This is a genomic window from Actinomadura sp. B10D3 (assembly GCF_039871695.1).
GTDB classification, from domain to species: Bacteria; Actinomycetota; Actinomycetes; order Streptosporangiales; family Streptosporangiaceae; genus Spirillospora; species Spirillospora madurae.
This window is the reverse complement of record NZ_JBDPLY010000004.1, coordinates 357,702-381,428: the sequence shown is the minus strand read 5'-3', so window position 1 is coordinate 381,428 and position 23,727 is coordinate 357,702. Positions and strand designations below refer to the sequence as shown.

Annotated in this window: 21 protein-coding genes and 2 pseudogenes; 15 read left to right on the top strand and 8 right to left on the bottom strand. The window is 72.3% G+C overall.

Going from position 1 to position 23,727, the window contains the following annotated elements; translation table 11 throughout:
- The first annotated feature begins 5 nt into the window (after positions 1 to 5).
- The 4 genes from ABGB11_RS10160 (at position 6) to ABGB11_RS10145 (ending at position 3,559) form a co-directional block, all read left to right on the top strand.
- Positions 6 to 1,508 carry a long-chain fatty acid--CoA ligase gene (locus tag ABGB11_RS10160; RefSeq protein WP_347631186.1) on the top strand — a complete coding sequence of 501 codons (1,503 nt, stop codon included), beginning with the start codon at positions 6 to 8 and terminating at the stop codon, positions 1,506 to 1,508.
- Positions 1,505 to 2,299, top strand: a complete 795-nt coding sequence (locus tag ABGB11_RS10155; RefSeq protein ID WP_347631184.1) for an IclR family transcriptional regulator — start codon at positions 1,505 to 1,507, stop codon at positions 2,297 to 2,299. Before ABGB11_RS10160 ends, ABGB11_RS10155 begins: the two co-directional genes overlap by 4 nt.
- A gap of 97 nt (positions 2,300 to 2,396) precedes the next feature.
- The gene (locus ABGB11_RS10150) at positions 2,397 to 3,416 is read left to right on the top strand and encodes an aromatic ring-hydroxylating dioxygenase subunit alpha (RefSeq protein WP_347631182.1); all 1,020 of its coding nucleotides are present in this window, start codon (positions 2,397 to 2,399) and stop codon (positions 3,414 to 3,416) included.
- Entirely contained in the window at positions 3,413 to 3,559 is a 147-nt protein-coding gene (locus ABGB11_RS10145; protein WP_347631180.1) for a hypothetical protein, read from the top strand. The genes ABGB11_RS10150 and ABGB11_RS10145 overlap by 4 nt, the downstream gene beginning before the upstream one ends.
- A 6-nt stretch (positions 3,560 to 3,565) precedes the next feature.
- Here ABGB11_RS10145 and ABGB11_RS10140 read toward each other — a convergent pair whose 3' ends face one another.
- The 3 genes from ABGB11_RS10140 to ABGB11_RS10130 are packed head-to-tail and all read right to left on the bottom strand — an operon-like array spanning position 3,566 to position 6,772.
- On the bottom strand, positions 3,566 to 5,203 hold the full coding sequence (locus tag ABGB11_RS10140; protein ID WP_347631178.1) for an ABC transporter permease: 1,638 nt from the start codon (positions 5,201 to 5,203) through the stop codon (positions 3,566 to 3,568).
- Positions 5,200 to 6,102: an ABC transporter ATP-binding protein gene (locus ABGB11_RS10135; RefSeq protein WP_347631176.1), complete on the bottom strand. Its 903-nt coding sequence runs from the start codon at positions 6,100 to 6,102 to the stop codon at positions 5,200 to 5,202. Before ABGB11_RS10135 ends, ABGB11_RS10140 begins: the two co-directional genes overlap by 4 nt.
- Complete coding sequence (locus ABGB11_RS10130) at positions 6,095 to 6,772, bottom strand: helix-turn-helix domain-containing protein (RefSeq protein ID WP_347631174.1); 678 nt, start codon at positions 6,770 to 6,772, stop codon at positions 6,095 to 6,097. Before ABGB11_RS10130 ends, ABGB11_RS10135 begins: the two co-directional genes overlap by 8 nt.
- Before the next feature lie 129 nt (positions 6,773 to 6,901).
- On the opposite strand from ABGB11_RS10130, the gene ABGB11_RS10125 reads away from it, so the two are divergent.
- From ABGB11_RS10125 to ABGB11_RS10115, 3 genes are read left to right on the top strand one after another with little or no spacing between them, the layout of a single operon-like run.
- Positions 6,902 to 7,951, top strand: a complete 1,050-nt coding sequence (locus ABGB11_RS10125) for an iron chelate uptake ABC transporter family permease subunit (protein ID WP_347631172.1) — start codon at positions 6,902 to 6,904, stop codon at positions 7,949 to 7,951.
- Positions 7,948 to 8,967, top strand: a complete 1,020-nt coding sequence (locus ABGB11_RS10120; protein ID WP_347631170.1) for an iron chelate uptake ABC transporter family permease subunit — start codon at positions 7,948 to 7,950, stop codon at positions 8,965 to 8,967. Before ABGB11_RS10125 ends, ABGB11_RS10120 begins: the two co-directional genes overlap by 4 nt.
- Positions 8,968 to 9,019: 52 nt before the next feature.
- Positions 9,020 to 12,400, top strand: a complete 3,381-nt coding sequence (locus ABGB11_RS10115) for an amino acid adenylation domain-containing protein (protein WP_347631168.1) — start codon at positions 9,020 to 9,022, stop codon at positions 12,398 to 12,400.
- A gap of 4 nt (positions 12,401 to 12,404) precedes the next feature.
- On the opposite strand, the gene entS is transcribed toward ABGB11_RS10115, so the two are convergent.
- Positions 12,405 to 13,652 carry an enterobactin transporter EntS gene (gene entS, locus ABGB11_RS10110; protein WP_347631166.1) on the bottom strand — a complete coding sequence of 416 codons (1,248 nt, stop codon included), beginning with the start codon at positions 13,650 to 13,652 and terminating at the stop codon, positions 12,405 to 12,407.
- 78 nt (positions 13,653 to 13,730) lie between these two features.
- Between entS and panD the strand changes: the two genes are divergently transcribed.
- Both panD and ABGB11_RS10100 read left to right on the top strand, forming a co-directional pair.
- Positions 13,731 to 14,132, top strand: a complete 402-nt coding sequence (gene panD / locus ABGB11_RS10105; RefSeq protein ID WP_347631326.1) for an aspartate 1-decarboxylase — start codon at positions 13,731 to 13,733, stop codon at positions 14,130 to 14,132.
- Between the two features lie 8 nt (positions 14,133 to 14,140).
- Entirely contained in the window at positions 14,141 to 15,709 is a 1,569-nt protein-coding gene (locus ABGB11_RS10100; RefSeq protein ID WP_347631164.1) for an AMP-binding protein, read from the top strand.
- Between the two features lie 9 nt (positions 15,710 to 15,718).
- On the opposite strand, the gene ABGB11_RS10095 is transcribed toward ABGB11_RS10100, so the two are convergent.
- Positions 15,719 to 16,594, bottom strand: coding sequence for an NBR1-Ig-like domain-containing protein (locus tag ABGB11_RS10095; protein WP_347631162.1), 876 nt, complete (start codon positions 16,592 to 16,594; stop codon positions 15,719 to 15,721).
- A gap of 191 nt (positions 16,595 to 16,785) precedes the next feature.
- On the opposite strand from ABGB11_RS10095, the gene ABGB11_RS10090 reads away from it, so the two are divergent.
- From ABGB11_RS10090 to ABGB11_RS10070, 5 genes and pseudogenes are all read left to right on the top strand, one after another.
- A complete protein-coding gene (locus ABGB11_RS10090; protein ID WP_347631160.1) occupies positions 16,786 to 17,541 on the top strand; it encodes an enoyl-CoA hydratase/isomerase family protein in 756 nt (251 codons plus the stop codon).
- A gap of 56 nt (positions 17,542 to 17,597) precedes the next feature.
- Positions 17,598 to 18,209, top strand: coding sequence for a glyoxalase (locus ABGB11_RS10085; protein ID WP_347631158.1), 612 nt, complete (start codon positions 17,598 to 17,600; stop codon positions 18,207 to 18,209).
- A 3-nt stretch (positions 18,210 to 18,212) separates the two neighbouring features.
- Positions 18,213 to 18,458: pseudogene (locus ABGB11_RS10080) on the top strand (AraC family transcriptional regulator); the annotation flags it as partial.
- Positions 18,459 to 18,515: 57 nt separating this feature from the next.
- Positions 18,516 to 18,932 (top strand): VOC family protein, encoded by a 417-nt coding sequence (locus tag ABGB11_RS10075; protein WP_347631324.1) that lies wholly within the window; start codon positions 18,516 to 18,518, stop codon positions 18,930 to 18,932.
- Between the two features lie 127 nt (positions 18,933 to 19,059).
- Positions 19,060 to 19,293: pseudogene (locus ABGB11_RS10070) on the top strand (hypothetical protein); the annotation flags it as partial.
- 487 nt (positions 19,294 to 19,780) lie between these two features.
- Here the strand turns inward: ABGB11_RS10070 and ABGB11_RS10065 are convergent.
- Positions 19,781 to 19,969, bottom strand: a complete 189-nt coding sequence (locus ABGB11_RS10065; RefSeq protein WP_347631156.1) for a DUF397 domain-containing protein — start codon at positions 19,967 to 19,969, stop codon at positions 19,781 to 19,783.
- Entirely contained in the window at positions 19,966 to 20,847 is an 882-nt protein-coding gene (locus ABGB11_RS10060) for a helix-turn-helix transcriptional regulator (protein WP_347631154.1), read from the bottom strand. The genes ABGB11_RS10065 and ABGB11_RS10060 overlap by 4 nt, the downstream gene beginning before the upstream one ends.
- A 768-nt stretch (positions 20,848 to 21,615) precedes the next feature.
- On the opposite strand from ABGB11_RS10060, the gene ABGB11_RS10055 reads away from it, so the two are divergent.
- Positions 21,616 to 23,085 carry a hypothetical protein gene (locus ABGB11_RS10055; protein ID WP_347631152.1) on the top strand — a complete coding sequence of 490 codons (1,470 nt, stop codon included), beginning with the start codon at positions 21,616 to 21,618 and terminating at the stop codon, positions 23,083 to 23,085.
- A 332-nt stretch (positions 23,086 to 23,417) separates the two neighbouring features.
- On the opposite strand, the gene ABGB11_RS10050 is transcribed toward ABGB11_RS10055, so the two are convergent.
- Complete coding sequence (locus tag ABGB11_RS10050; RefSeq protein WP_347631150.1) at positions 23,418 to 23,705, bottom strand: hypothetical protein; 288 nt, start codon at positions 23,703 to 23,705, stop codon at positions 23,418 to 23,420.
- Positions 23,706 to 23,727 lie beyond the last annotated feature (22 nt).

Sequence of the window (23,727 nt, the reverse complement as noted above, 5' to 3'; positions counted from 1 at the left end):
CGCGCATGCGCAACGAAGGACTCGGATCCTGGCCGGCCCGCCGCGCCCGCAAGACCCCGCGGGCGGCCGCCCTGATCCACGAGGGCCGGACGCTCACCTACGCCGGGCTGCTCGGCCGCGTCGCCCGCCTGGCCAACGCGTTGCGCGACCTCGGTGTCGGGCCGGGCGAGCGGGTCGCCTATCTCGGCCCCAACCACCCGTCCTTCCTGGAGACGCTGTTCGCGACCGGCATGGCCGGCGGCGTGTTCGTCCCGCTCAACACGCGGCTGGCCGGCCCGGAGATCGCCTACCAGCTCGCCGACTGCGGCGCGTCGGTGCTCGTCCACGCGCCCTCGCACGCCGATCTGGTGGACGGCATCCGAGAAGGCGCGCCCGTCCGGGAGCACATCGCCCTCGACGGCCGGTACGAGGAGCTGGTCGCCGCCGCGGACGACGCCCCGCTCGACCTCCCGGTCGCGCTCGACGACCCCTGCATGATCATGTACACGTCGGGGACGACCGGGTCGCCCAAGGGCGCGACCCTCACCCACGGCAACATCACCTGGAACGCGATCAACGTCCTGATCGACCATGACCTGGTGGCGGGGGAGGTGGCGCTCGTGTCGGCGCCGCTCTTCCACACCGCCGGGCTGAACATGCTCACGCTGCCGGTGCTGCTCAAGGGCGGGACGTGCGTCCTCGTCGCCGCGTTCGACCCCGCCGAGACCCTCCGGCTCATCGAGGAGCGGCGCGTCACGTTCATGTTCGGCGTCCCGACGATGTTCCAGCGGGTCGCCCGCGACCCGGGCTGGGCCGACGCCGACCTGTCCTCGCTGCGTATCCTGACGTGCGGCGGCGCCCCGGTGCCGCCGTCCCTGATCGAGACCTACCAGGAGCGGGGGCTGACCTTCCTGCAGGGATACGGGATGACCGAGGCCGCGCCCGGCACGCTGTTCCTGGACGCCGAGCACGCGGTGTCCAAGGCGGGGTCGGCCGGGGTGCCGCACTTCTTCAGCGACGTCCGGGTCGTCGGCCCCGGCATGGAGGACGTGGCGCCCGGCGAGACCGGGGAGATCGTCGTCCGCGGCCCGCACGTCATGACCGGTTACTGGGGGAAGCCCGACGCCACCGCCGCCGTGTTCACCGACGGCTGGTTCCGCAGCGGCGACGCCGCCCGCCTCGACGAGGACGGCTACGCCTTCATCGTCGACCGCATCAAGGACGTCATCATCTCCGGGGGCGAGAACGTGTATCCCGCCGAGGTCGAGAACGCGATCCTCGCCGACCCCGACGTCCTGGAGTGCGCGGTCATCGGCGTCCCGGACGAGCGGTGGGGCGAGGTCGGCCGCGCCGTCATCGTCCCGCGGCCCGGCGCGGACGTGAGCCCGGAGAAGGTGCTCGCCTCCCTGACCGGCCGGCTCGCCCGCTACAAGATCCCCAAGTCGGCGGTGCTCGCCGAGGAGATCCCGCGCAACGCCGCCGGCAAGATCCTCAAGACGCGGGTGCGGGAGGAGTACGGCATGCCATGACGGCGCGGAACGAGCGGCGCCCGACGGTCACCAGCCGCGTCCTGGACATCCTGGAGGCGTTCTCCGCCGAGCGTCCGGCCCTCACCATCACGCAGATCGGGCAGCGCGCGGGCCTCCCGCTGTCCACCGCGCACCGGCTGGTCGGCGAGCTGACGTGCCGGGGCGTGCTCGAACGCGACGCCGGCGGCCTCTACCGGATCGGCCTGCGGCTGTGGGAGGTGGGCGCGCTCGCCCCCCGCGGGCCCGTCCTGCGCGACGCGGCGATGCCGTTCCTGGAGGACCTGTACGAGGCGACGCACGAGAACGTCCACCTCGCCGTCCTCGACGGGCTGGAGGTCGTCTACATCGAGCGGATCTCCGCCCGCGACGCCGTGCACGTGTTCTCCCGGGTCGGCGGGCGCTGGCCCGCGCACGCGACGGGCGTCGGCCTGGCGATGCTCGCGCACGCCGACCCCGACGTGCAGGAGCACGCCATCGCCGGGCCGCTGCGCCGCTTCACCGGCAAGACGATCACCTCCGGGGCCGAGCTGCGGCGCGTCCTCGCCGAGGTGCGCCGCACCGGCGTGGCGATCAGCGACGGCCAGGTCGAGACGTTCGCGCTCTCGGTCGGCGCGCCGGTCTTCGGCCCGGACGACACGGTCGTCGCCGCCGTCGCGATCGTCGTCCCCGCGGACGGGTGGGAGGCACGGGCGCTCGTCCCGGCCGTCCGCGCGAGCGCCCGCGGCATCTCCCGCGCCCTCGGCGCACCGCGCGCGCTGCGCCGACCGGAGACCGCCCTGCACACCCGCTGACGGGCGTTCCTTCCGCTGGGCGGAACCGGTGTGGCCCCCGCCACCACCGCGCGGGGAGGGTCGTCCCATCCCCTCGTCCACCCAGGAGGAGAGACCCATGGTCTTCGCGCGCAACCAGTGGTACGTGGCGGCCTACGGCGAGGAGGTCGGCGACGGTCTGCTCGCCCGCATGATCTGCGGCGAACCCCTCGTCATGTACCGGACGCAGGCGGGAGAGGCCGTCGCACTCGCCGACCGCTGCGTCCACCGCCGCTACCCTCTCTCCGAGAGCAACCGTGACGGCGACCGCATCGTCTGCGGCTACCACGGGTTCACCTACGCGCCCGACGGCGCGTGCGTCGCGGTGCCCGGGCAGACCCGCATCCCCCGCACCGCCCGCGTCCCCGCCTACCAGGTCGTGGAGCAGGACTCGTTCGTCTGGGTGTGGATCGGCGACGGCGAAGGCGACGCCTCCGCGATCCCGCGCGCGCCGTGGTTCGGCTCGCCGGACTACACGACCGTCCGCGGGATGGAGCCGCTGGCCGCGCGGTACGAGCTGCTCGTGGACAACCTTCTCGACCTGTCCCACGAGACGTACCTGCACGCCGGCTACATCGGCACGCCCGAGGTGGCGCAGACCCCGATCAACACCGAGGTCGACGAGGACGCCGGCATCGTCTACGTCAGCCGGCGCATGAAGGACGTGGAGTGCCCGCCCTTCTACGCCGAGTCCACCGGCATAGAGGGACGCATCGACCGCTGGCAGGACATCGAGTACCACCCGCCGTGCCTGTACCTCCTGCACAGCCGCATCGCGCCGACCGGGGTGGAGCCCGGCCCGGACGGAGACGACTCGCGGGCGTTCCACGTCGAGGTCGGCTACGCCATCACCCCCGAGACCGAGACCGGCACGCACGACTTCTGGCTCGTCGCCCGCGACTTCGCCCCGGGCGACGAGAAGATCTCGACGTTCCTCGCCGACAGCAACCGCACGGTCGTCCTGCAGGACGTGGAGGCGCTGAACATCCTGGAGAAGGTCATCGCGGCCGAGCCGGAGGGCTACCAGGAGCTGTCCATCAACATCGACACCGGCGGCCTCGCCGCCCGCCGCATCCTGCGCCGCCAGGCGGCCGGATGAGCACCGGCCGCCTGCGCGTCGAGTGGACGCCGGGCTCCGACAGCCTCACCGGCATCTGCCACTGCGGCGCCCAGGTCACCGCCGAGGACCCGGTCGAGATCTGGGTCTGGCTCCTGGCGCATCCCGACCACCCCGGCGCCTGAGCGGGCTCAGCCGGCGTCGCGGCGCCGGAAGGCGGCCAGGCCGGCCGCGGTGAGCGCCGCCGCCGTGGCCGTCAAGGCGGCGAGGGGGAGCGGGCCGGCGTCGCCGCCGGGGAGCTTCGGCGTGTGGGTGAACGGCGAGAGGTCCATGACGATCTGGGGCAGCTCCAGGAGCGGCCCCACCTGGCCCAGGAGAAGCCACACGGTCAGGACGCCCCAGCCGGCGGCCGACGCGCGGGGCAGGACGCCGAACAGCAGCACGGTGGCGGCGGCGACGACCCACACCGAGGGGACCTGGACGAGTGCCGCGCCGAGGTCGCGGGGCAGCACGCCGGCCAGGTCGCCGGAGCGCGCGCCGTGGACGAGGCCGATGCCGAGGCCGGTGAGGGCCAGCAGGACCACCGTGCCCCCGGCCGTTACCGCCAGGTTCGCGATGGCCCAGCGGGTCCGCCCGACGGCGGTGGCGAGGACGGGTTCGAGGCGGCCGCCGCTCTCCTCCGCGCGCATCCGCAGGACGCTCTGCACCGCGTAGGCGGAGGTGAACAGCGCCATGAGGCCCATGGCGGTGGCGAGGAACGCGTCCGAGAGGTCCCGCTGGCCGCCGCCCATCCTGCGGATGTCGTCCAGGACGGCCTCGCTGCCGTTGACCAGGTCGTCGACGCCGTCCACGACCCCGCCGATCGACAGCCCGTACAGGAGGAACCCGGCGGCCCAGCCGAGCAGCGCGCCGCGCTGCAGGCGCCACGAGAGGGCGAGCGGCCCGCGCAGCGACGGCGCGGCCTGCGCCGGGCCGAGGGACGACGCCATGATCCCGGCACCCAGGTCGCGGCGTTCGGTCAGCGCGTAGGCGGCGGCGACCAGCAGCACGAAAGCGGCGGGCGGGAGCAGGAGCGCACCCCACTGCTCGTCCGCGAACGGGCGCGCGTGCTGCGCCCAGCCGATCGGCGACAGCCACGACAGCCAGTGCGCCGACCCCGCGTCACCGACCGCGCGCACCAGGAACGCGGCGGCCAGGACGGCGAGCGCCAGGCCGTTCGCCAGGCGGGAGGTCTCGGTGAGCTGGGCGGTGAGCGCGGCGACCCCGGTGAACACCAGCCCGACGCCGAGCCAGGACAGGCCGAACGCGACCGACCCGGCCACCGGGAGCCCGAAGAGGACCATGACGAGCGCGGCGATCGCGCCGAGCGTCCCGGCGGCCGTCACGGCGGTGAGCAGCGCGGCGGTCAGCGGCGCCCGGCGGCCGACGGACGCGGCGCCGACGAGTTCGAGGCGGCCGGTCTCCTCCTCGGCGCGCGTGTGCCGGACGACGAGGAGGACGCACATGACGGCGACCATCGCGCTGCCGGTCGAGCCCACGCGCCAGGCGCTGACGCCCCCCACCGTGTGGTCGTTCAGGACGGGCCCGTAGAGCGCCCGCATGGAGGGGTTGTCGTTGATGCCCCGCGCGAAGCTCGTCAGGCCCGGCGTGTCGTAGCCGTACTTGAAGCTGTACACGGTGCTGGAGACCAGGGCGGTGAGCCCGTAGATCCAGGCCGGCATCATGATGCGGTCGCGGCGCAGCCAGAGCTTGAGCAGCATGCCGGCGCCGGTCAGCCCGCCGTCCCTCGCCGCGGCGGGAGCGGGGGCGTCCAGGGTCGTGGCGGTCATGACACCGGCTCCTTGGCGAGGTCGTCCTCGTAGTGGCGCAGGAACAGCTCTTCGAGCGTCGGGGGACGGCTCGTCAGCGTCCGGACGCCGATCCGGGTGAGCTCCCTGAGCGCGGCGTCCAGCTCGGTCGTGTCGACCTCGAACGCGATGCTGGTGCCGTCGATGTGCACGTCGTGCGCCCCGGGCAGTGCGACGCCGCCGGGCGGCGCCGCCAGCTCGGCGTGGATGGACGTGCGGGTCAGGTGCCGCAGGTCCGCGAGCGTGCCGGTCTCGACCGTCCGGCCCTTGCGGATGATGGTGACCCGGTCGCAGAGCGCCTCGACCTCGCTGAGGATGTGGCTCGACAGCAGGACCGTGCGCCCGTCGCGCCTCTCCTCCCGGACGCATTCCTGGAAGACCTCCTCCATGAGGGGGTCGAGGCCGGACGTGGGCTCGTCCAGGATGAGCAGCTCCGCGTCGGACGCGAACGCCGCGACGAGGGCGACCTTCTGCCGGTTGCCCTTGGAGTAGGCCCGGCCCTTCTTCTTCGGGTCGAGCTCGAAGCGGTCGAGCAGCTCGCCCCGGCGCTCGCGGTCGAGGCCGCCGCGCAGCCGCCCGAGCAGGTCGATGACCTCGCCGCCGGACAGGTTCGGCCACAGCGTCACGTCGCCCGGGACGTAGGCGATGCGCCGGTGCAGGGCGGTGGCGTCGCGCCAGGGGTCGCCGCCGAGCAGGCTCGCGGTGCCGGCGTCGGCGCGCATCAGCCCGAGCAGGACGCGGATGGTCGTCGACTTGCCCGCGCCGTTCGGGCCCAGGAACCCGTGCACCTCGCCGGGCGCGACCCGCAGGTCGAGGCCGTCGAGCGCGCGCGTCCGGCCGAACGTCTTGACCAGGCCCTCGGCCCGGACCATGTCATTCATTCTCTTCTCCCTTGGAGAGGGTCGCCTCGTATTCGTCCATTGCCGCGTGCGCCTGCGCCGCGAGCTCGTCGCTGAGCAGCCTGTCGCTGAAGATCTCCAGGACGGCCCGGCGCAGCCGCAGCGAGCCCTCGGGGACGAAGGTGTCGGCGCCGAGCACGCGGGACAGGTGCTCGTGGAGGACCTCGATGCCGACGGTCATCGCGACCAGGGCCGCGGAGTAGGCGAGCGGGTCCCGGGTGCGGGGCGGGTTGAAGCCCGGCGGCACGTCGTCGAAGTACCGCCCGGTCGTGTCCACCAGGTCGTCGAACAGGTGCGCCGCGGCCGCGGAGCCGTCCACGAGCGCGCGGGCGAGGTAGCGGCGTATCGGCAGGTCGGCCCGCACGGTCGCCGCCAGGAAGCCGGGGTCGTGGATGCCGCCGCCGCTGCTCGCCGCGCTGAGGTCGCGGACGACGTCGAGCGCGTAGGCGTCGCATGCCTCCCGCAGTTCCTCCTTCGAGCCGAAGTGGTGCTGGACGAGGCCCACCGAGACTCCGGCGGCCTCGGCGATCCCGCGGAACGTCGCGCCCTTCATGCCGTGCAGGGCGAACTGCTCCAGCGCCGCCTCGCGGATCCGGGCGCGGGCCGTCAGGTCCTCGGGCGAAGGGCTCCCGCGCCGGCCGGTCGCCGCCATGGGTCCTCCTTCCAATACAGACGTTCAACTTCCAATATGCATGTATACCATACGCCTGTATTGTCGTACGGCAGGAGGTGGCGGGGAGCGACCTTGAGGGGGTGAGTTAGCTTAGGCTAGCCTTATCCGGTGCTGTCCCTCGCGCGAAGGCGCCCGCCGGTGGTCCAGGAGGAGAAGGCGGGGCGGTCACGCGACAGGCGGCTCTGGTGGCCGGCCCTGCTGGCGGCGGCACTGCTGCTGACGATCGCGGCGAGCCTGGCGATCGGCGCCGGGCACGTCCCGCCCGGCCGGGTGCTGCCGGGGGTGTTCTCTCCGGACGGCTCGCGGGCGGAGCTGATCGTCCACGAGCTGCGGCTCCCGCGCACCCTCCTCGGCATCGCCGCCGGAACGGCACTGGGGCTGGCCGGGGCGGTGATGCAGGCCCTCACCCGCAACCCGCTGGCCGAACCGGGCATGCTCGGCGTGAACGGCGGCGCGGCGCTCGCGGTCGTCCTCGTCATCGGCATGTTCCGGGTGGACGAGGTGCTCGTCTACGTCTGGGCGGCGTTCGCCGGCGCGGCCGGCGCGGCCGTCCTCGTCTACATGATCGGCGCCCGCGGGCGCGGCGGCGCGTCACCGGCCCGGCTGGTGCTCGCCGGCGCGGCCGTCAACGCCGTCTTCAGCGCGATGACGGCCGGCGTCATGCTGTTCACCCCGCACAACTTCGGCGGCTTCCGGTTCTGGCAGGTCGGCTCGCTCGGCGGGCGGGACGTGCCGGTGTTCCTGCGCGTCCTGCCGTTCATCGCGCTCGGCACGGTCCTGGCGCTGCTGCTCGCCCGCCCGCTGAACGCGCTGGCCCTGGGCGACGACGCGGGCCGCGCCCTCGGCTCGGACCCCGGCCGGACGCGGGCGCTCGGCGCGCTCGCGGTCGTGCTGCTGTGCGGGTCGGCGACGGCGGCGGCCGGGCCGATCACCTTCCTCGGGCTGGCCGTCCCGTTCATCGTCCGGGCGATGGTGGGCCCCGACCACCGGCTCGTCCTGCCCTGCTCGCTGCTGCTCGCCCCCGTGCTGCTGCTCGCCGCCGACATCGTCGGGCGGGTCGTCGCGCCCGGCGAGCTGGAGACCGGCATCGTCACCGCGTTCCTCGGGGCGCCGCTGTTCGCGGTGATGGTCCGGCGGGGAAGGACACGCGACCTATGAGGGTCATCCGCGCGGGCGGGCTGTCGCTGCGGTGGCAGCCGCGGAGCGCGGCGGTGTGCGGGGGGCTGGCGGCCTTCGCCGCCTGCGCGGCCGTCCTGGTCGTCGGCTCGGGGGAGTTCCCGATCTCGCCGCCGGACGTGGTGCGCGTCCTCGCCGGGCAGGGCGACCGGGCCACCGAGTTCATCGTCACCACCCTGCGGCTGCCGCGCGCCGTCACGGGGCTGCTCGCCGGCCTGGCGCTCGGGCTGAGCGGCGCGATCTTCCAGAGCATCTCCCGCAACCCGCTCGGCAGCCCTGACCTGATCGGCTTCACCACCGGCGCGGCGACCGGCGCGCTGCTGCAGATCCTGGTCTTCGGCGGGGGCGCGGTCGCGATCACCGCCAGCTCGGTCGGCGGCGCGGTGCTGACCGCGCTGGCCGTCTACCTGGTCGCCTACCGGCGCGGCGGCGGCGTGCACGGCGTCCGGCTGGTGCTGATCGGCGTCGCCGCGGCGGCGATGCTGGAGGCGCTGAACTCCTACCTCATCACCCGCGCCGAGCTGCGCGAGGCCTACGAGGCCGCGTTCTGGCTGACCGGCAGCCTCAACGGGCGGGACTGGGACCAGGCGGTGCCGCTCGCCCTCGCGCTGGCCGTGCTCGTCCCGGCGGCGCTCGCCCTCGCCCGCCCGCTCGGCATGGGCGAGCTGGGCGACGACGCCGCGCAGGCGCTCGGCGTGCCGGTCCAGCGCACCCGCGCCCTCCTCATGGTCGTCGGGGTGGGGCTGGTCGCGGCGGCGACGGCGGCGGCCGGGCCCGTCCCCTTCGTCGCGCTCGCCGCGCCGCAGCTCGCGCGTCGGATGACCCGCCGTCCCGGCGCGCAGCTGCTGCCCGCCGCCCTGACCGGGGCCGCGCTGCTGGCCGCCAGCGACCTGATCTCCCTGCACCTCCCGACGGCGGTGCCGGTGGGCGTGGTCACGGGCGTCCTCGGCGGCGTGTACCTGGCCTGGCTGCTCGCGGCCGCGGGCCGGCGGCGTTGACGGTGCCGGACCTCTAAATTAGGTTTGCCTTACCTAAGTTGAGAGGAGTTCCGTGCTGACCTGGGATGAGCTCCACGCCGCGCTGACCGAGGTGCTGGGCGAGGACGCGGAGGCGGACGACAACCTCATCGAGCTGGGAATGGACTCCATCCGGCTCATGCAGCTGACCGGCCGGCTCCGCCGCCGCGGCATCGAGATCCGCTTCGCGGAGCTGGCGGAACGTCCCACGCTGGCCGGATGGTGGGAGCTGCTCGCCGAGAAGGGCCAGGTGGAGGCCGCGGCGGGGGCGGCCCCGGCCGCCGCCGATGCGGACCTCGAAGAGGCGGCCGGCATCGAACCCGACGAGCCGTTCCCACTGGCGCCGATGCAGCACGCGTACTGGATCGGCCGGGACTCCGGCCAGTCCCTCGGCTCCGTCGCCGCGCACCTGTACGTCGAGCTCGACGGGCGCGAGATCGACCCGGCCCGGTTCGAGGAGGCCGTCCGCGCGCTGGTGCGGCGGCACCCGATGCTCCGCGCCGCCGTGTCGGACGACGGGACGCAGCGGATCCTGCCCGAGCGTCCCGGGCCCGCGGTGACCGTCCACGACCTGCGCTCGTCGGGCGAAGCCGGGGCCGAGCTGGAGCGGATCCGCGCGGAGATGTCCGAGCAGCGGCTCCCCATCGAGGAAGGGCGCGTCTTCGACGCCCGGCTCAGCCTGCTCCCGGACGGCGGGTCCCGCCTCCACCTGGACGTCGACATGTTCGCCGCCGACGCGATGAGCTACCGCGTCATGCTCGCCGACCTGGCCGCCCTGTACGAGGGCGAGACCCTCGCCCCGATCCGCTACGGCTACGCCCGATACCTCGCCGACGACCCGCGCGCCGAGGCCCGGGAGCAGGACCGGCGGTGGTGGGCCGAGCGGCTGGCCGACCTGCCCGGCCCGCCCGAGCTGCCGGTCGTGCCGGAGCCGGGGAACCGCGTCGAGCGCAAGCACCACTGGCTGGCGCCGGACGACAAGGACCGCTTCATCGCCCGCGCCCACGCCGAGGGCGTCACCCCCGCCATGGCCCTCGCCGCCGTGTTCGCCGAGGTCATCGGCGCCTGGTCGGCGACGCCGCGCTTCCTGCTCAACCTGCCGCTGTTCCACCGCGAGCCCGTCCACCCGGACGTGGACTCGGTCGTCGGCGACTTCACCGGGTCGATCATGCTGGAGGCCGACCTCACCGAGGACCTGCCCTTCATCGCCCGAGCCCGCGCCCTGCAGGCGAACCTGCACACGGCGGGCGCGCACAGCGACCACTCCGGGCTGGAGGTGCTGCGCGACCTGTCCCGGCTGCGCGGCGAGCAGGTCCTCGCCCCGATCGTCTACACGAGCGCGCTGAACCTCGGGGAGCTGTTCGGCGACCGCGTCCGCGCGTCGTTCGGCGAGCCGGAGTGGATCATCTCCCAAGGGCCCCAGGTGCTGCTGGACGCGCAGGTGACCGAGGTGTCCGGCGGGCTGCTGCTGAACTGGGACGTGCGCCGTCCCGCGTTCCCGGACGGCGTCGCGGAGGCGATGTTCGACGCCTACACGGACGCCATCACGCGGCTCGGCGCGCCCGGCGCCGACTGGGACGCGCCGCTCGGCATCGGCGCGACGCCGGCCCGGCTGGACGTCCGGCGCCGGCTGAACGCGACCCCGGCCCCGCCTCCGCGCACCCTGGCCGACGGCTTCTTCGCCCACGCCGCCCGCCGTCCGGACGCTCCGGCCCTGCACTTCGGCGACGACGGCACCCTGACCTACGGGGAGCTCGCCGGCCGCGCGCTGCGCATCGCGTCCGCGCTGGCGGCGCAGGGCGTCCGGCCCGGCGACCGGGTCGCGATCGAGCTCCCCAAGGGCCCGGACCAGGCCGCCGCGGTCCTCGGCGTCCTCGCCGCCGGCGCCGCCTACGTGCCCATCGGCGTGGAGCAGCCGGAGGCGCGGCGGGCCAGGATCCGCGCGGGCGCCGGCGTCGCCGCGTCGCTCACGCCGGACGCCCTACCGGAGGCGGAGCCACTGCCCGAGCCGGTGAAGGTCCGTCCCGACCAGGTGGCGTACGTGCTGTTCACGTCCGGTTCGACCGGGGAGCCGAAGGGCGTCGAGGTGTCGCACGGCGCGGCGATGAACACCATCGGCGACCTCGTCGAGCGGTTCTCGATCGGGGAGGACGACGTCACGTTCGGCGTGTCGGCGCTCGACTTCGACCTGTCGGTGTTCGACCTGTTCGCCGCCTGGCGCGCGGGCGGCGCGGTCGTGCTGCCCGGCGAGGACGAGCGCCGCGACGCCGCGCGGTGGAGCGAGCTGGTGCGGCGCTGGTCGGTTTCCGTCCTGAACTGCGTCCCGTCGGTCCTGGAGATGCTGCTGCACGCCGGCCGGGCGGAGAGCCTGCGGCTGGTCCTGCTCGGCGGAGACTGGGTCGGGACGCACCTGCCGGGGCTGCTGGCCGAGCGTGCGCCGGGCTGCCGGTTCGTGGCGCTCGGCGGCACGACGGAGACGGCGATCCACTCCACGGTGCAGGAGGTCGCGGGGGAGGTGCCCCCCGACTGGCGCGCCGTCCCGTACGGGGTGCCGCTGCGCGGTGTCGCGTGCCGCGTCGTGGACGAGCTGGGCCGGGACCGTCCCGACTGGGTGGCCGGAGAGCTCTGGATCGGCGGCGGCGGCGTCGCCGACGGCTACGCCGGCGACCCGGCGCGCACCGCCGACCGGTTCGTCGTCCACGAGGGGATCCGCTGGTACCGGACGGGAGATCTCGCCCGCTACCGGCCGGACGGGACGCTGGAGTTCCTCGGCCGCCGCGACCACCAGGTGAAGGTGCGCGGGTTCCGGATCGAGCTCGGCGAGGTCGAGGCCGCGCTCCAGGACCACCCCGGTGTCGGGCGGGCGGTCGCGCTGCTCGCCGGCGGGCGCCTGGCCGCGGCCGTCGCGGCCCCCGCGGGCCTCGACCGCGACGCCGTGCTCGCCCATGCCCGGGACCTGGTGCCGCCGCACATGATGCCGGAGCTGCTCGTCCGGGTGGACGAGCTGCCGCTCACCGCGAACGGCAAGGTCGACCGCAAGACCCTGGCCGCGCTCGCCGCCGCCGAGGCCGGCGAGGCCGCCGCGACCTTCGTCGAGCCGCGGACCGCCCTGGAGAAGGTGCTCGCCGGGATCGCCGCCGGTGTGCTGGGCCGGGAGCGCGTCGGCGCGGACGCCGACTTCTTCGCCCTCGGCGGCGACTCCGTCCTCGCCACCACCGTCGTCGCGCGGATGCGGGAGGCGCTCGACACGACCGCGCTGCCGGTCCGGGTGCTGTTCGCCGAGCGGACGATCGAGCGGATCTGCCGCCGCTTCACCGAACTGGAGGAGACGCCGGGGCGCCTGGAGGCCGTCGCGGCCATCTGGCTGGAGGTCGAGGCCATGAGCGAGGACGAGCTCGCCGCCCGCCTCGGCTGACGCGTCAGCCCGGCTCGGGCTCCGGGCGCAGCGTCGCCGTCCGGAGCCCGGTGAGGGTGAGTGCGAGGGCCAGCGCGAGGACGGCGCTGACCGTCCCGTAGACGACGATGGCGGCGCCGGGCGCGAGGAAGCGGCCGAGGCCCCCGGCGCCGAGCGATCCGATGGCGCCGCCGCCGGTCTCCTGGGCGGCCCACAGCGCGTTGACGCGGCCGAGGTGCGAGTCGGGCGTGTGGGACTGGATCAGTCCGTACCGCATGATCTCCTCGATCGACTGGACGAACCCGTACACGAACAGGATCGCCACGGCGAGCGCGGGATGGCGGGCCAGGCCCAGGCAGGCGAGCGCGGCGAAGCCGGTGACGGACGCGGCGAGCAGCGCGAGGCCCGGCGCCCGGGAGGACCCGGCCCAGCCGCTCGTGAGCGACGCGAGCACCGCGCCGCACGCCGGTGCCGCGAACAGCAGGCCGACCGTGGTGGGGCCCCCGTCCAGGCTCCGCTCCGCGAACGCCGGCATCAGGACGGGGATGCCGCCCGCGACCATGAACAGCAGCCCGAGGAGCATGAGCGAGCCGACGACGCGGTGCGAGGCGACGAAGCGGAAGCCGTCCGCGATGGCCCTCAGAGGGTTGGCGTGCGTCTCCTCGCACGCGGCGGGCCTGAGCGGCGGCAGGCCGACGAGCAGCCCGATCGTGCCGAGCGTCCCCGCCGCCGCGGCGGCGTAGTTCCACCCGACCCCGAACGCCGACACGACGAGCCCGCCGAGCGCAGGGGACGCCATCGACCCCAGCCGGACGGTCAGCGCGTTGAGCGCCCCCGCCGCGACGAGCTGGTTCGGCCCGACCAGCGCGGGCGTCGCGGCCAGCAGCGCGGTGATGCTGATGCCGGTCATGAGGCCGTCCCATGCCGCGAGCCCGTACAGCGCCGGGAGCGAGGGCGACGCGAGGAACGCGTTCAGGGCGAGCAGGGCGAAGCCCGCCCCGGCCGCCGTCCGCGCCCACAGCATGAGCCGCCGCCGGTCGTGCCGGTCGGCGAGGGCGCCGCCCCACAGGAACCCGACGAGGAGCGCGGCGCCCTCGGCGGCCGAGACCCCGCCCACGTGCACGGTCGATCCGGTCATGTCATGGACCTGCACGGGGATGGCGACGGCCAGCATCCCGATCCCGAAGACCGAGACGGTGCGGGCGATGAAGACGTGGCGGAACGGCCTGCTGTCGCGGAGCGGGCCGATGTCCATGACCAGACGCCGGAGCATCGTCGGGGTTCTCCTCTGCCGGGGGAGTAGCTAAGGTAAGCCTAGCCTTAGTTGTTCTTGAGAGAAGAGGGCGAACCGGTGCAGCGGACGCTGATGAACGGAAAGATCCACCGTGCGACCGTCACCCAGGCGGACCTGCACTACGTGGGCTCCCTGACGATCGACGCCGACCTCATGGCGGCGGCCGACATCGTCGAGGGCGAGCAGGTCCACGTCGTCGACATCACGAACGGGTCCCGGCTCGTCACCTACGCCATCACCGGCGAGGCGGGCAGCGGCGTCATCGGGATCAACGGCGCGGCGGCCCGCCGGGTCCAGCCCGGCGACATGGTGATCATCATCACGTACGCGACCGTGGACGACCCGTCCCGGCACGAGCCCCGCGTCGTGCACGTGGACGCCGCGAACCGCATCGTCGCGCTCGGCTCCGACCCGGCCGAGCCCGTCCCGGGCGCCCCCGCCCAGCTCGCCGGGCGGTGACCGGGCCCATGGACGGCTTCACCCCCTGGCCGGACGACCTCGCGGCCCGCTACGAGGCGGAGGGGTACTGGTCCGGCCGCGTCCTCGGCGACGTCCTGCGCGGAAAGGCGTCGCAGACGGCCCTGGTCGCCGGCGGCGACCGTCTCACCTACGCCGACCTGGACGCCCGCGCCTCCCGCACGGCGGCCGGCCTCCTGCGGCTCGGCCTGCGCGCGGGCGACCGCGTGGTCGTCCAGCTCCCGAACACGACGGGGTTCGTGGTCGCGTTCCTCGCCCTCGTCCGGATCGGGGCCGCGCCCGTCCTGGCCCTCCCGGCGCACCGCGAGAGCGAGATCCGCTACCTCTGCGAGCTCTCGGAGGCCCGCGCCTACGTCTGCGCCGACCGCGACGGCGACTTCGACTACCGCGCCATGGCCCGCACCCTGCCCGTCGAGCACGTCATCGTCGACGGCGAGGCCGAGGAGTTCACCCCGCTCGCCTCCGTGGACGCCGATCCGGTCGAGGTGACGCCCCCGGCACCGTCCGACGCGGGGGTGTTCCTGCTCTCCGGCGGCACGACCGGCCTGCCGAAGCTGATCCCCCGGACGCACCGCGACTACGTCTACAACCTGGAGGCCAGCGCCGAGGTCTGCGGCTTCGACTCCGACACCGTCTACCTCGTCGTCCTGCCCGCCGCCCACAACTTCGCGCTGGCCTGCCCCGGCATCCTCGGCGTCTTCGCCACCGGCGGCACGGTCGTGCTGGCGCCGTCCGGCTCCCCGGACGAGGCGTTCCCGCTGATCGAACGCGAGCGCGCCACCGTCTGCGCGGTCGTCCCCCCGATCGCCCTGCTCTGGCTGGACGCCGTCACCTGGTCCGACGAGGACATCTCGTCCCTGGAGCTCCTCCAGGTGGGCGGCGCCAAGTTCGCCGCCGAACGCGCCGCGGAGGTCCCGCACGTGCTCGGCTGCCAGGTCCAGCAGGTCTTCGGGATGGCCGAGGGCCTGCTGAACTACACCCGCCTGGACGACCCGCCGGACCTTGTCGAGCGGACCCAGGGGCGCCCCCTGTCCCCGGCCGACGAGATCCGCATCGTCGACGAGGACGGCGAGCAGGTCGCCCCCGGCGAGGTGGGCGAGCTCCTCACCCGGGGCCCGTACACCCTCCGCGGCTACTACCGCGCCCCCGAGCACAACGCCCGCTCCTTCACCCCGGACGGCTTCTACCGGACCGGCGACCTCGTCCGGCGGCTCCCGTCCGGCCACCTGGTCGTCGAGGGCCGGGAGAAGGACCAGATCAACCGGGGCGGCGACAAGATCTCCGCCGAGGAGCTGGAGAACCACCTGCTGGCGCACCCGGCGGTCCACGACGCCGCCGTGGTCGGCGTCCCCGACCCGGTCATGGGGGAGCGCACCTGCGCCTTCCTGATCGTCAGGGACGGCGAGAAGGCGCCCGGCCTCCGCGAGATCAAGGACTTCCTCCGCACCCGCGGGCTCGCCGCCTACAAGTTCCCCGACCGCCTGGAGACCGCCGGCACCTTCCCGCGGACCCCGGTGGGCAAAATCAGCAAGAAGGCCCTCGCCGCGCGCGTGACGTGACCGGCCCGGTCAGTCGACGATCAGTTGGAAGTTCACGGGCCGGTTGCCGGGGAAGGCCACCTCGCCGGTGCCGTCGAGCATCTTGAACCGGACGAAGCAGAAGCCGGGCACGGGCGGCGCCGTCACCTGGGCGCGGACGTCGACGAGACGGCCGGGCGGCGTGTCCGGGACCGGGACGTCCACGATCGTCTGGCACTGGTCGCGGCGCTGCGGCAGGTCGATCCGGTGCAGCGAGTAGCCGTACCATCCGACGGAGCCCGTGTTCTTGAAGCGCCACACCTTCGTGACGGTTCCGCCGCGCGGCACGTGGGTGCAGTCGGGCAGGGTGAGGTCGTTGACGAACGTGGCGCGGTCGCCCCGGTGCCGGGGCGGGGCCGGCGGCGGGTTCCCCTGACGCACCGGGCAGTCCGCCGAGGTGATCCGCCGCTCGGCGCGCGCGTCCGGCGGGCGGGCGGCGCCGTTGCCCGCGGTGCCGGTCAGGACGGTCGTCCCGAGCACGGTGGCGGCCACCGCGGCGGCGACCAGCGTCCCCAGCACGGCGTACCGGCGGCGGGCGCCGTCCGGAGCCGGGGAGAGCACCGCGTCCTCGTCGCCCGGGGGCGCCGCCTGCGCCGCGCCGCGGACCACCCGGTTCGCCGCCTCCCAGCGCTCGCGGAGATCCTCGGGATCGATGCCGCACGCCTTGGCGAACTCGACCGTCGTCGACCAGCTCGGTAAGCGGTGCCCCTGGGCCGCCTCGTGCAGGGTCGTGTGCGAGATCGCCCGCGAGTGGGCCGCCATCTCGCGGAACGGCGGGGTGCCGGCCGAGGCGCGCAGCGCCCTCAGCTCGGCGGCGAAGTCCGCGACCGCGCGGGCACGCTCCTTGCGCGGGTCTCCGGGCGACACGTCCAGCTCCCTCGTCTTCCGCGCGACGGCGGCGTCGCGCGCCCGCAGATTATCCGGCGCGCAAGGGCCCGGACAGGGCCCTGCGACCCCCTCCCGGATAGGCCGTGGGAACTACACCGGGGCCCAGGGTCGTTGCGCCCGGGCGCCCCGGCCGCCCATGATCGGGACCAACCGAGGCGAGGAGGAACACGGTGATCGAGGTCGACGTCGCGGACGGTATCGGCGTGGTGAGCCTGGCCCACGGCAAGGTCAACGCCCTCGATCTGGAGCTGTGCCGGGCGATCGAGCAGGCGATGCGCGAGCTCGACGACCCGGCGGGCGACGCCCGGGCCGTGGTGCTGACGGGGGCGGGACCCGCGTTCTCGGCGGGCGTCGACCTCAAGCGCGTCGTGGAGGGAGGCGGCGCGTACGCGGCGGAGTTCCTGCCCGCGCTCAATCGCGCCTTCCGCTCCGTCTTCGACCTCGGCAAGCCGGTCGTCGCCGCCGTCAACGGCCACGCGATCGCCGGCGGCTGCGTCCTGGCCGCGGCCTGCGACCACCGGATCATGGCCGCCGGGACGATCGGCGTCCCCGAACTGCGGGTCGGCGTGCCGTTCCCCTCCACGGCTCTGGAGATCATGGCATTCGCCCTGGGCCCGGTCGGCGCCCGCAAGGCGATCCTCGACGGCACCAATCACGAGCCGCAGGAGGCCTTGACCCTGGGCCTGGTCGACGCCCTGAGCGCCCCGGACGCTCTGCTGGACGACGCGAAGGCCGCCGCCGCCCGGCTGGCCGCCGACATCCCGCCCGACACCTTCCGCTACACCAAGACCCAGCTCCGCCGCGAGATCCACGCGCGGCTCGACGGCTCCGACGAGCCGGCCACCGTCGAACTGTGGGCGACCGCGGCGACCGACGGCCGCATCAGGGCCTTCATGGACCGGACGATGGGCCCCCGCGCGACCTGAGAACCGGTCAGGAATCGAGAAGCGCAGCTCATGGAGCCCCGCCTAGCGTCGTCGGCATGACCTACATCGAATCCGTCACCCTCGAAGTGGACGACCCCGCCGCCGCCGAACTCTTCTACAAGACCGCCTTCGGCCTGGACGGCCAGATCCGCCTCCGGGCCTCCGAGGCGCCGACGACCGGCTTCCGCGGGTTCACGCTGTCGCTCACGGTGTCCCGGCCCGCCACCGTCCGCGCCTTCGTCGACGCCGCGGTGGAGGCCGGCGCCACCACCGTGAAACCGGTCGCGAAGTCGCTGTGGGGCCACGGAGGCGTCGTCCAAGCCCCGGACGGGACCATCTGGAAGGTCGCGACGTCCGAGAAGAAGGACACCGGCCCGGCCACCCGGGAGATCGACGACATCGTGCTCCTCCTGGGCGTCGCGGACATGGCTGCGAGCAAGCGCTTCTACGTCGACCACGGCCTGACCGTGGCGAAGAGCTACGGCCGCAAGTACGTGGAGTTCGACTCCGCACCCGGCTCCATCACCCTGGCCCTCTACGGGCGCCGCGCCCTGGCCAAGACCGCCGGAGTCCGTCCCGACGGCACCGGATCGCACCGCCTCGCCGTCGGCGCGGGGAGAGGCCCGTTCACGGACCCGGACGGCTTCGCCTGGGAAGGCACGCGCTGACCAATGTGCCACCCTTCGTGGAGCCGCGCACGCGCCCACGCGCAGCACCTGCGCGACCTCGCCGTCCTGCGCCGCGTCCGGGACCGCATCGACCGCGAGTATGCCCGGCCCCTGGACGTCGAGGCCCTCGCCCGCGCCGTGCACATGCCGGCCGGGCACCTCAGCCGCCAGTTCCGCCTCGCCTACGGCACATCGCCCTACGCGTACCTGATGACCCGCCGCATCCAGCGCGCGATGGCACGAGGGGACCAGGCCGATCAGGAATCGAGAAGCGCGGGCCATGATGCCCCAACTAGCCTGACCTGCATGGACATCACCATCCACACGACCGTCCTCCCGCACGACGACCCGGAGGAGTCTCTCGCCTTCTACCACGACGTCCTCGGCTTCGAGGTGCGCAGCGACGTGGGGAAGGGCAAGATGCGCTGGATCACGGTCGGCCCTGCCGGCCAGCCGGACACGTCGATCCTCCTGGCGCCGCCGGACGCCGACCCCGGCATCACCGACGAGGAGCGCCGCGTGATCGCCGAGATGATGGCCAAGGGCACCTACGGCTGGATCCTCCTGGCCACCGCCGACCTCGACGACACCTTCGAGAAGGTCGAGGCCGGCGGGGCCGAGGTCGTCCAGGAACCGGTCGACCAGCCCTACGGCGTCCGCGACTGCGCCTTCCGCGACCCGGCCGGCAACATGATCCGTATCCAGGAAACCCGCAAACCATAAAGTTCCGAACCCACGTCGAACCCCCAGAGCCCATGAAGGGCCTGGAAGTCCCACCAGACGTCGTGGAGGCCCTCGGCGGAGGCAGGCGACCGCCGGTGACCATCACGCCCAAAGACATTTCTGGAAGAGCCGCGTCGCCATCATGCGCGGCCGCTTCCTCATCGGCCTCAGCAAAGCCAACCGGCATGCCGCCGGCGTCACGACAGGCGACGAGGTGGAAGTCGACCTGGTGCTCGACACCGAGCCACGCACCGTCAACGAGCCCGAAGACCTCACCCGCGCCCTCGACGCCGACCCGGAGGCCCGAGCCGCCTACGACCGCCTCTCTACAGCCACAAGCGCGAGTATGTCCTGGCCATAGAGGAAGCAAAGAAGCCGGAGACGCGCAAACGCCGTTTAGAAAAGACCTTGGCCGCCCTGCACTCCCAACCCCACTGACACGGCCCGCGCAGGCCTTTCGCCGCCCCCTTCATCGCCGCGTCGCCGAAACTCACGTGGGTATTTTGACGTCTTGATGGCTACCGTCCAATCCGACGTGGCAGCCCATCCGGCGACCTCTGTTGCCTGGCCCGTGGGCGGGAAACGTGCGCTGTGCGGATCTGCTCCTAGTGCGGTCGATGTCACGGGACGAGGCTCTTCAACAGGCCGGCGAAGATGTTAATCTGCTGCCGCTGTTCCGGGGTGAGAGGGCTGGGACGGAAATGCGCGACCTCGTTCCGGATTTTCCGATGATCATGGCTTTCCTGGCCAAAGCGCAGGCCGCTGCAGATCGGAGGAGATAGAGCGGCCTGCAATCGCCATGGAACGCTGATGAGTGTCAACTATGGGGACGCGTCAGTTGCGTCCCATCAAGTTGATCGGATTGAGTCGAGCAGGGCAGCCCACTCCAACCGCGTGAACTCCAGAATCGGCCCTTTTCCCTGGGCCTTTGTGTCCCGGACGCCGATAGTCCCGTCTGTTGCTCGTCCCACCTCCACACAGGAACCGTTGGGTTCGCTGTGTTGAGATTTGCGCCACCGGGTGTACTGCTTGGTCATGCTGGGGGTCCCACCTTGTTGATCAACAGGTCAGCGGCCTCGGTGAGCAGCGCCAGGCTGTCTTGCGGTGGAAGCGCTCCTCTGGCGAGGTCCTCGTATCTCTGTATATACCGCCTCACCTCCCGGCGCTCGGTGTGAATGAGGTCGGTGGTGATCGTGTCCACAACGGCCATCGGTGGGTCTACCGGGTCTGGGAAGGTGTAGAGCGCGAACGTGGCCTTCGGGAGTAGCGCTCCCTCCATGTCTGCGTGCACGGGAAGTACTCGCAGGGTGAATCGAGGTTCGGCTGCTACCACCTTGACCATGTGCTGTAGTTGAGTTGCCATGACGGCGCGCGGTACGGTGCGGCGCCTGATGACGACCTCATCGATAACGAACTCGTACGTTGGGCCGTTTGGCCGGAGAAGAACCTCTTGCCGCTTCAGGCGAGCCTGCATCATCTTCTCCGGTTGGAAATCGAGCTGACCTTCCTTCTTCGTGATCTCGATGAGGCTGGACGTGTACTCGGTAGTTTGGAGGATACCGGGGATGGCACTGAGGTTGTACTCGCGAATGCTGTCCGTCCCCGACTCAAGGTCGGCGTACAGCCGGTGCCTCGCTCCCATGGCGTTGCCGTAGGAGTCCCACCAGCCCTTCGCGGCCGCATCGTGCGCGAGGCGAACGATCTGCGTCCACTGATTCTCCGGGACGCTCAACGAGTCGAGGATGGTGATGACGTCGGCGACGTCGGGTCGGCCGTGGGCGTTCTCCAGGCGGCTGATCTTCATGCGGGAGTAGTGGATGCGCTTGGCGAGTTCGTCCGCCATCATGCCGCGCTCCTCGCGGAGCTTGCGGAGTTCGGCCGCCAGGCGCTGGCGTCGTACGTACGGGCTGACCATGCTGACCCCCGGGGAGCAGGACCGTGACTATGTCATTACCGTGTGTACACGGCGCGTCCGACACTTGGCGGAGGAATGAACGGCTGGTCAGGCCGCATATGGTGACAATTCTGTATCGAACAGGTCCACACACTTTAGAAGAAGCATAGGTCGAACGTGCAAGGCGTGAACGTTCATGAAGCTCGACCCCCAGCGTCCCTACGCGCGGACCATCCGACCTCACGTCATCCCAATGGCGACCTGGCTTCGATGTCCATCTCCCTTAACGCGATACCCACATCCCCCGTGGTGCGAGTCGGTTCCGCTCCCTCGGCCGTGCTGTCGTCATGCGTCGGTGCTGAACGCTGTGGTGCCGCACGGAACGCAGGCCACCACGCACAATGCCCCGGCCGTCCCACCTGTCCGTCCCACCTGTCCGTCCGACCCGAGCGCAACCCGGCCGTGTTCACCGAGTCGTCGAACGCACTGCGCCTGGCTCATGCTGCACCACGGCCTGGCCCGCGACTGCGAAGCCCCGTCAGCCGGCTCTCAAGCCGTGATACGCATCGCCATGGCTGCCCTCATGACCTGCCGCGTCATCAGCCGATCCACCCCTCCCTGACGCGGAAGCTGACTCGGAACCAGACGGAAACCAAAGAATCAACCGCCTTCTGAGCGCCGGAAGGCGTGCAGTAGGCGCCATCGGCACGAGGCGAAAGGGTCGACCGGGTTCCGGGCGGCATGAAGGCAGTTCGGCGGTCCGCGGTACGCGGTGCCGTGGTGGCCCCCATGCTGGAGGGCGTGAGAGGTTCCAGTCCCCGTGACCACGAGCGCAACGCGATCAACGAACGGCGCGCCCGAGCGTTGTTCGAGAACCCTGATCTAGCCAGAGCCGTCGTGCAGCGTGTGGACGCCGACGGTGAAAGCCGCCCCAAGATCTCCAGCATCCTGCTTGATAACGCCACGATCGACCATGCCATGCGTTACTTCGAGGACGCGCGCTGGGAACGGGCGCGCGCCGGGCGATCCACGCGGCCACGGCTCACGATGCTCGCGGTGGCGGAATTCGTGAATGCCCTCATCCTCTACGACCATGTGCTGACGGGGCCAGAAGCGGGCGTCAGCCCGCACACCCAGGTAGTGTCGGCCGACCACACATCCAGAGCGGCTCTTTCCGAGGTATTGGGGGACGCGGCGGATGTGATCCGGATCGCGACGGAGAACATGGCCTGGCCCGAGGTGCTCGCCCTTCTCGGACTGGCCAAGGCGACCTCCATGGCGGCCGTCAGCGGCCGGGACCAGGGCCAGGTGAACGCGGTCAACGGCCAGAGCCAGGTCGACAGGGTCAGCGCCCTTCTGGACCGGCCACTGGACCCCGATCGGGTCTTCGCCGACCTCAAGCGCTTGACACCGCGTGTGGCGTACCAATCGCCTCACAAAATGGGTTGGATCGCCAGCGACCACAATTACTATCCCCGAAATTTCTCGACCTTGCTCCTCGCAGGGAGCCAGGTGGACGCGACGTCGATCGACGCAGAGGACGGCGCAGGCTACTGGGCCGACCATGAGGCTTGGTTCTACCAGGACGCGACACCCGAGCGCTTTGCCGCGCAACTGATCTACCGCGCGCAGGTGTATTCGCTCTTGGCCGACCTGATCGGCTGCCCGTACAGCGCGGACGCGCTGCGCGCCGAGCTGGTCAAGCCTCACACGCCCCCCAGGTTCGCCGAACGGGTCACGGCGCTGGTCGGCGACGCCGAGGCCGCCCGTGATGATCAGATCAACCGGGTGCTCGGTTACGAGGCGTTCAAGGTCCGCATCCCCCTCGTCCTGAAGTACGTGCTCAGCCGCGCCAGCCGTCCCACCGAGGTCCTGGAGATCACCCTGGAGACCAGGGACAGCCGCCGGGCTCGCAGATTCCGCGAGTATTGCGGGCGCGTCGACGCCGCCATTGCCGAGGGGAAACGGGCCGAGGTGCTCCGCGCGTGCGAGGAGCTGTCGGCCTTCGGGATCCAGTTCGAGACCGAGCTGGCCGAGGGCCGCCCGGCCCGGGACCAAGTGGTGGGAGCGGCCAAGGACCTGGTCAGTATCGGTTCGCCGATGCTGGGCGCCCTCATCCCCGGGGCGGCCATCGCCGGCGGCCTTGTCGGTGGCTGGGTCAGGCGCCGCCGGTACGCACTGATCGAGCAGCTGGCCGGCGCCCCGCGCACCCTCAACGAGATCGAGCAGGAGTTCGCCCACCTCTGGCCGCACCTTTAGAACCTTCTGGGCTGGCGCGGGGCCGGTGCGCTCGATCTGCCATTGGAGGACCGGGAGGAGATTCCTGGGAGGGCCTGCCTGCCCGACCTCGCGGTCCACGGGCCGCTGCGCGTCGGTCTGGCAGGGGGCTTTCGGCATCCAACTGTGCCGCCCTCATCCAGCGCCCCGAGGGCTGCCAACCGCAGGTACCACAGCTCGCCGCACTTCCCGCACCGCGCCCAGCTGTCCTTTGCGGCGAGTGCTTCACGCAACTCGGTTACGCACGCGCTCCACAGGTCGGCACCGACACCCGGCGGTACACGCTGGGCCCTTATTTCCCATGGCTGCTGAAATCACCTCAACGTGGGGTTCGGATTCGGCCTGCTCCGGATCGACGGGTCTGTGGCGATCATGACTGAGGGGCGGGAAGCCAGCCGGCCGTCCTCCTTGAACACAACGGGCACGCTGCCGGCGATCGCGTACGAATTATCCTCGTCCAGGATGAATTCGCGAGCACCGATGTTGAAGACGTAGAATTCGTCGTTCTCGCTGATGAGCCGGTCGTCCAGGCAAAAGGTTCCATGCGTCCACCCGGGCTCGAAATGTTCGCGGACGAGGTCGCGTGCCTGGTCGTAGGTCACGGCCATGCTGGTATGCCTCCAA

Bases quoted from the DNA above. Each gene is read 5' to 3' on its own strand.
- ABGB11_RS10160 (WP_347631186.1), top strand. From the start codon at position 6: ATGCGCAACGAAGGACTCGGATCCTGGCCGGCCCGCCGCGCCCGCAAG.
- ABGB11_RS10155 (WP_347631184.1), top strand. From the start codon at position 1,505: ATGACGGCGCGGAACGAGCGGCGCCCGACGGTCACCAGCCGCGTCCTG.
- ABGB11_RS10150 (WP_347631182.1), top strand. From the start codon at position 2,397: ATGGTCTTCGCGCGCAACCAGTGGTACGTGGCGGCCTACGGCGAGGAG.
- ABGB11_RS10145 (WP_347631180.1), top strand. From the start codon at position 3,413: ATGAGCACCGGCCGCCTGCGCGTCGAGTGGACGCCGGGCTCCGACAGC.
- ABGB11_RS10140 (WP_347631178.1), bottom strand. From the start codon at position 5,203: ATGACCGCCACGACCCTGGACGCCCCCGCTCCCGCCGCGGCGAGGGAC.
- ABGB11_RS10135 (WP_347631176.1), bottom strand. From the start codon at position 6,102: ATGAATGACATGGTCCGGGCCGAGGGCCTGGTCAAGACGTTCGGCCGG.
- ABGB11_RS10130 (WP_347631174.1), bottom strand. From the start codon at position 6,772: ATGGCGGCGACCGGCCGGCGCGGGAGCCCTTCGCCCGAGGACCTGACG.
- ABGB11_RS10120 (WP_347631170.1), top strand. From the start codon at position 7,948: ATGAGGGTCATCCGCGCGGGCGGGCTGTCGCTGCGGTGGCAGCCGCGG.
- entS (WP_347631166.1), bottom strand. From the start codon at position 13,652: ATGCTCCGGCGTCTGGTCATGGACATCGGCCCGCTCCGCGACAGCAGG.
- ABGB11_RS10100 (WP_347631164.1), top strand. From the start codon at position 14,141: ATGGACGGCTTCACCCCCTGGCCGGACGACCTCGCGGCCCGCTACGAG.
- ABGB11_RS10085 (WP_347631158.1), top strand. From the start codon at position 17,598: ATGACCTACATCGAATCCGTCACCCTCGAAGTGGACGACCCCGCCGCC.
- ABGB11_RS10075 (WP_347631324.1), top strand. From the start codon at position 18,516: ATGGACATCACCATCCACACGACCGTCCTCCCGCACGACGACCCGGAG.
- ABGB11_RS10065 (WP_347631156.1), bottom strand. From the start codon at position 19,969: ATGACCAAGCAGTACACCCGGTGGCGCAAATCTCAACACAGCGAACCC.
- ABGB11_RS10060 (WP_347631154.1), bottom strand. From the start codon at position 20,847: ATGGTCAGCCCGTACGTACGACGCCAGCGCCTGGCGGCCGAACTCCGC.
- ABGB11_RS10055 (WP_347631152.1), top strand. From the start codon at position 21,616: ATGCTGGAGGGCGTGAGAGGTTCCAGTCCCCGTGACCACGAGCGCAAC.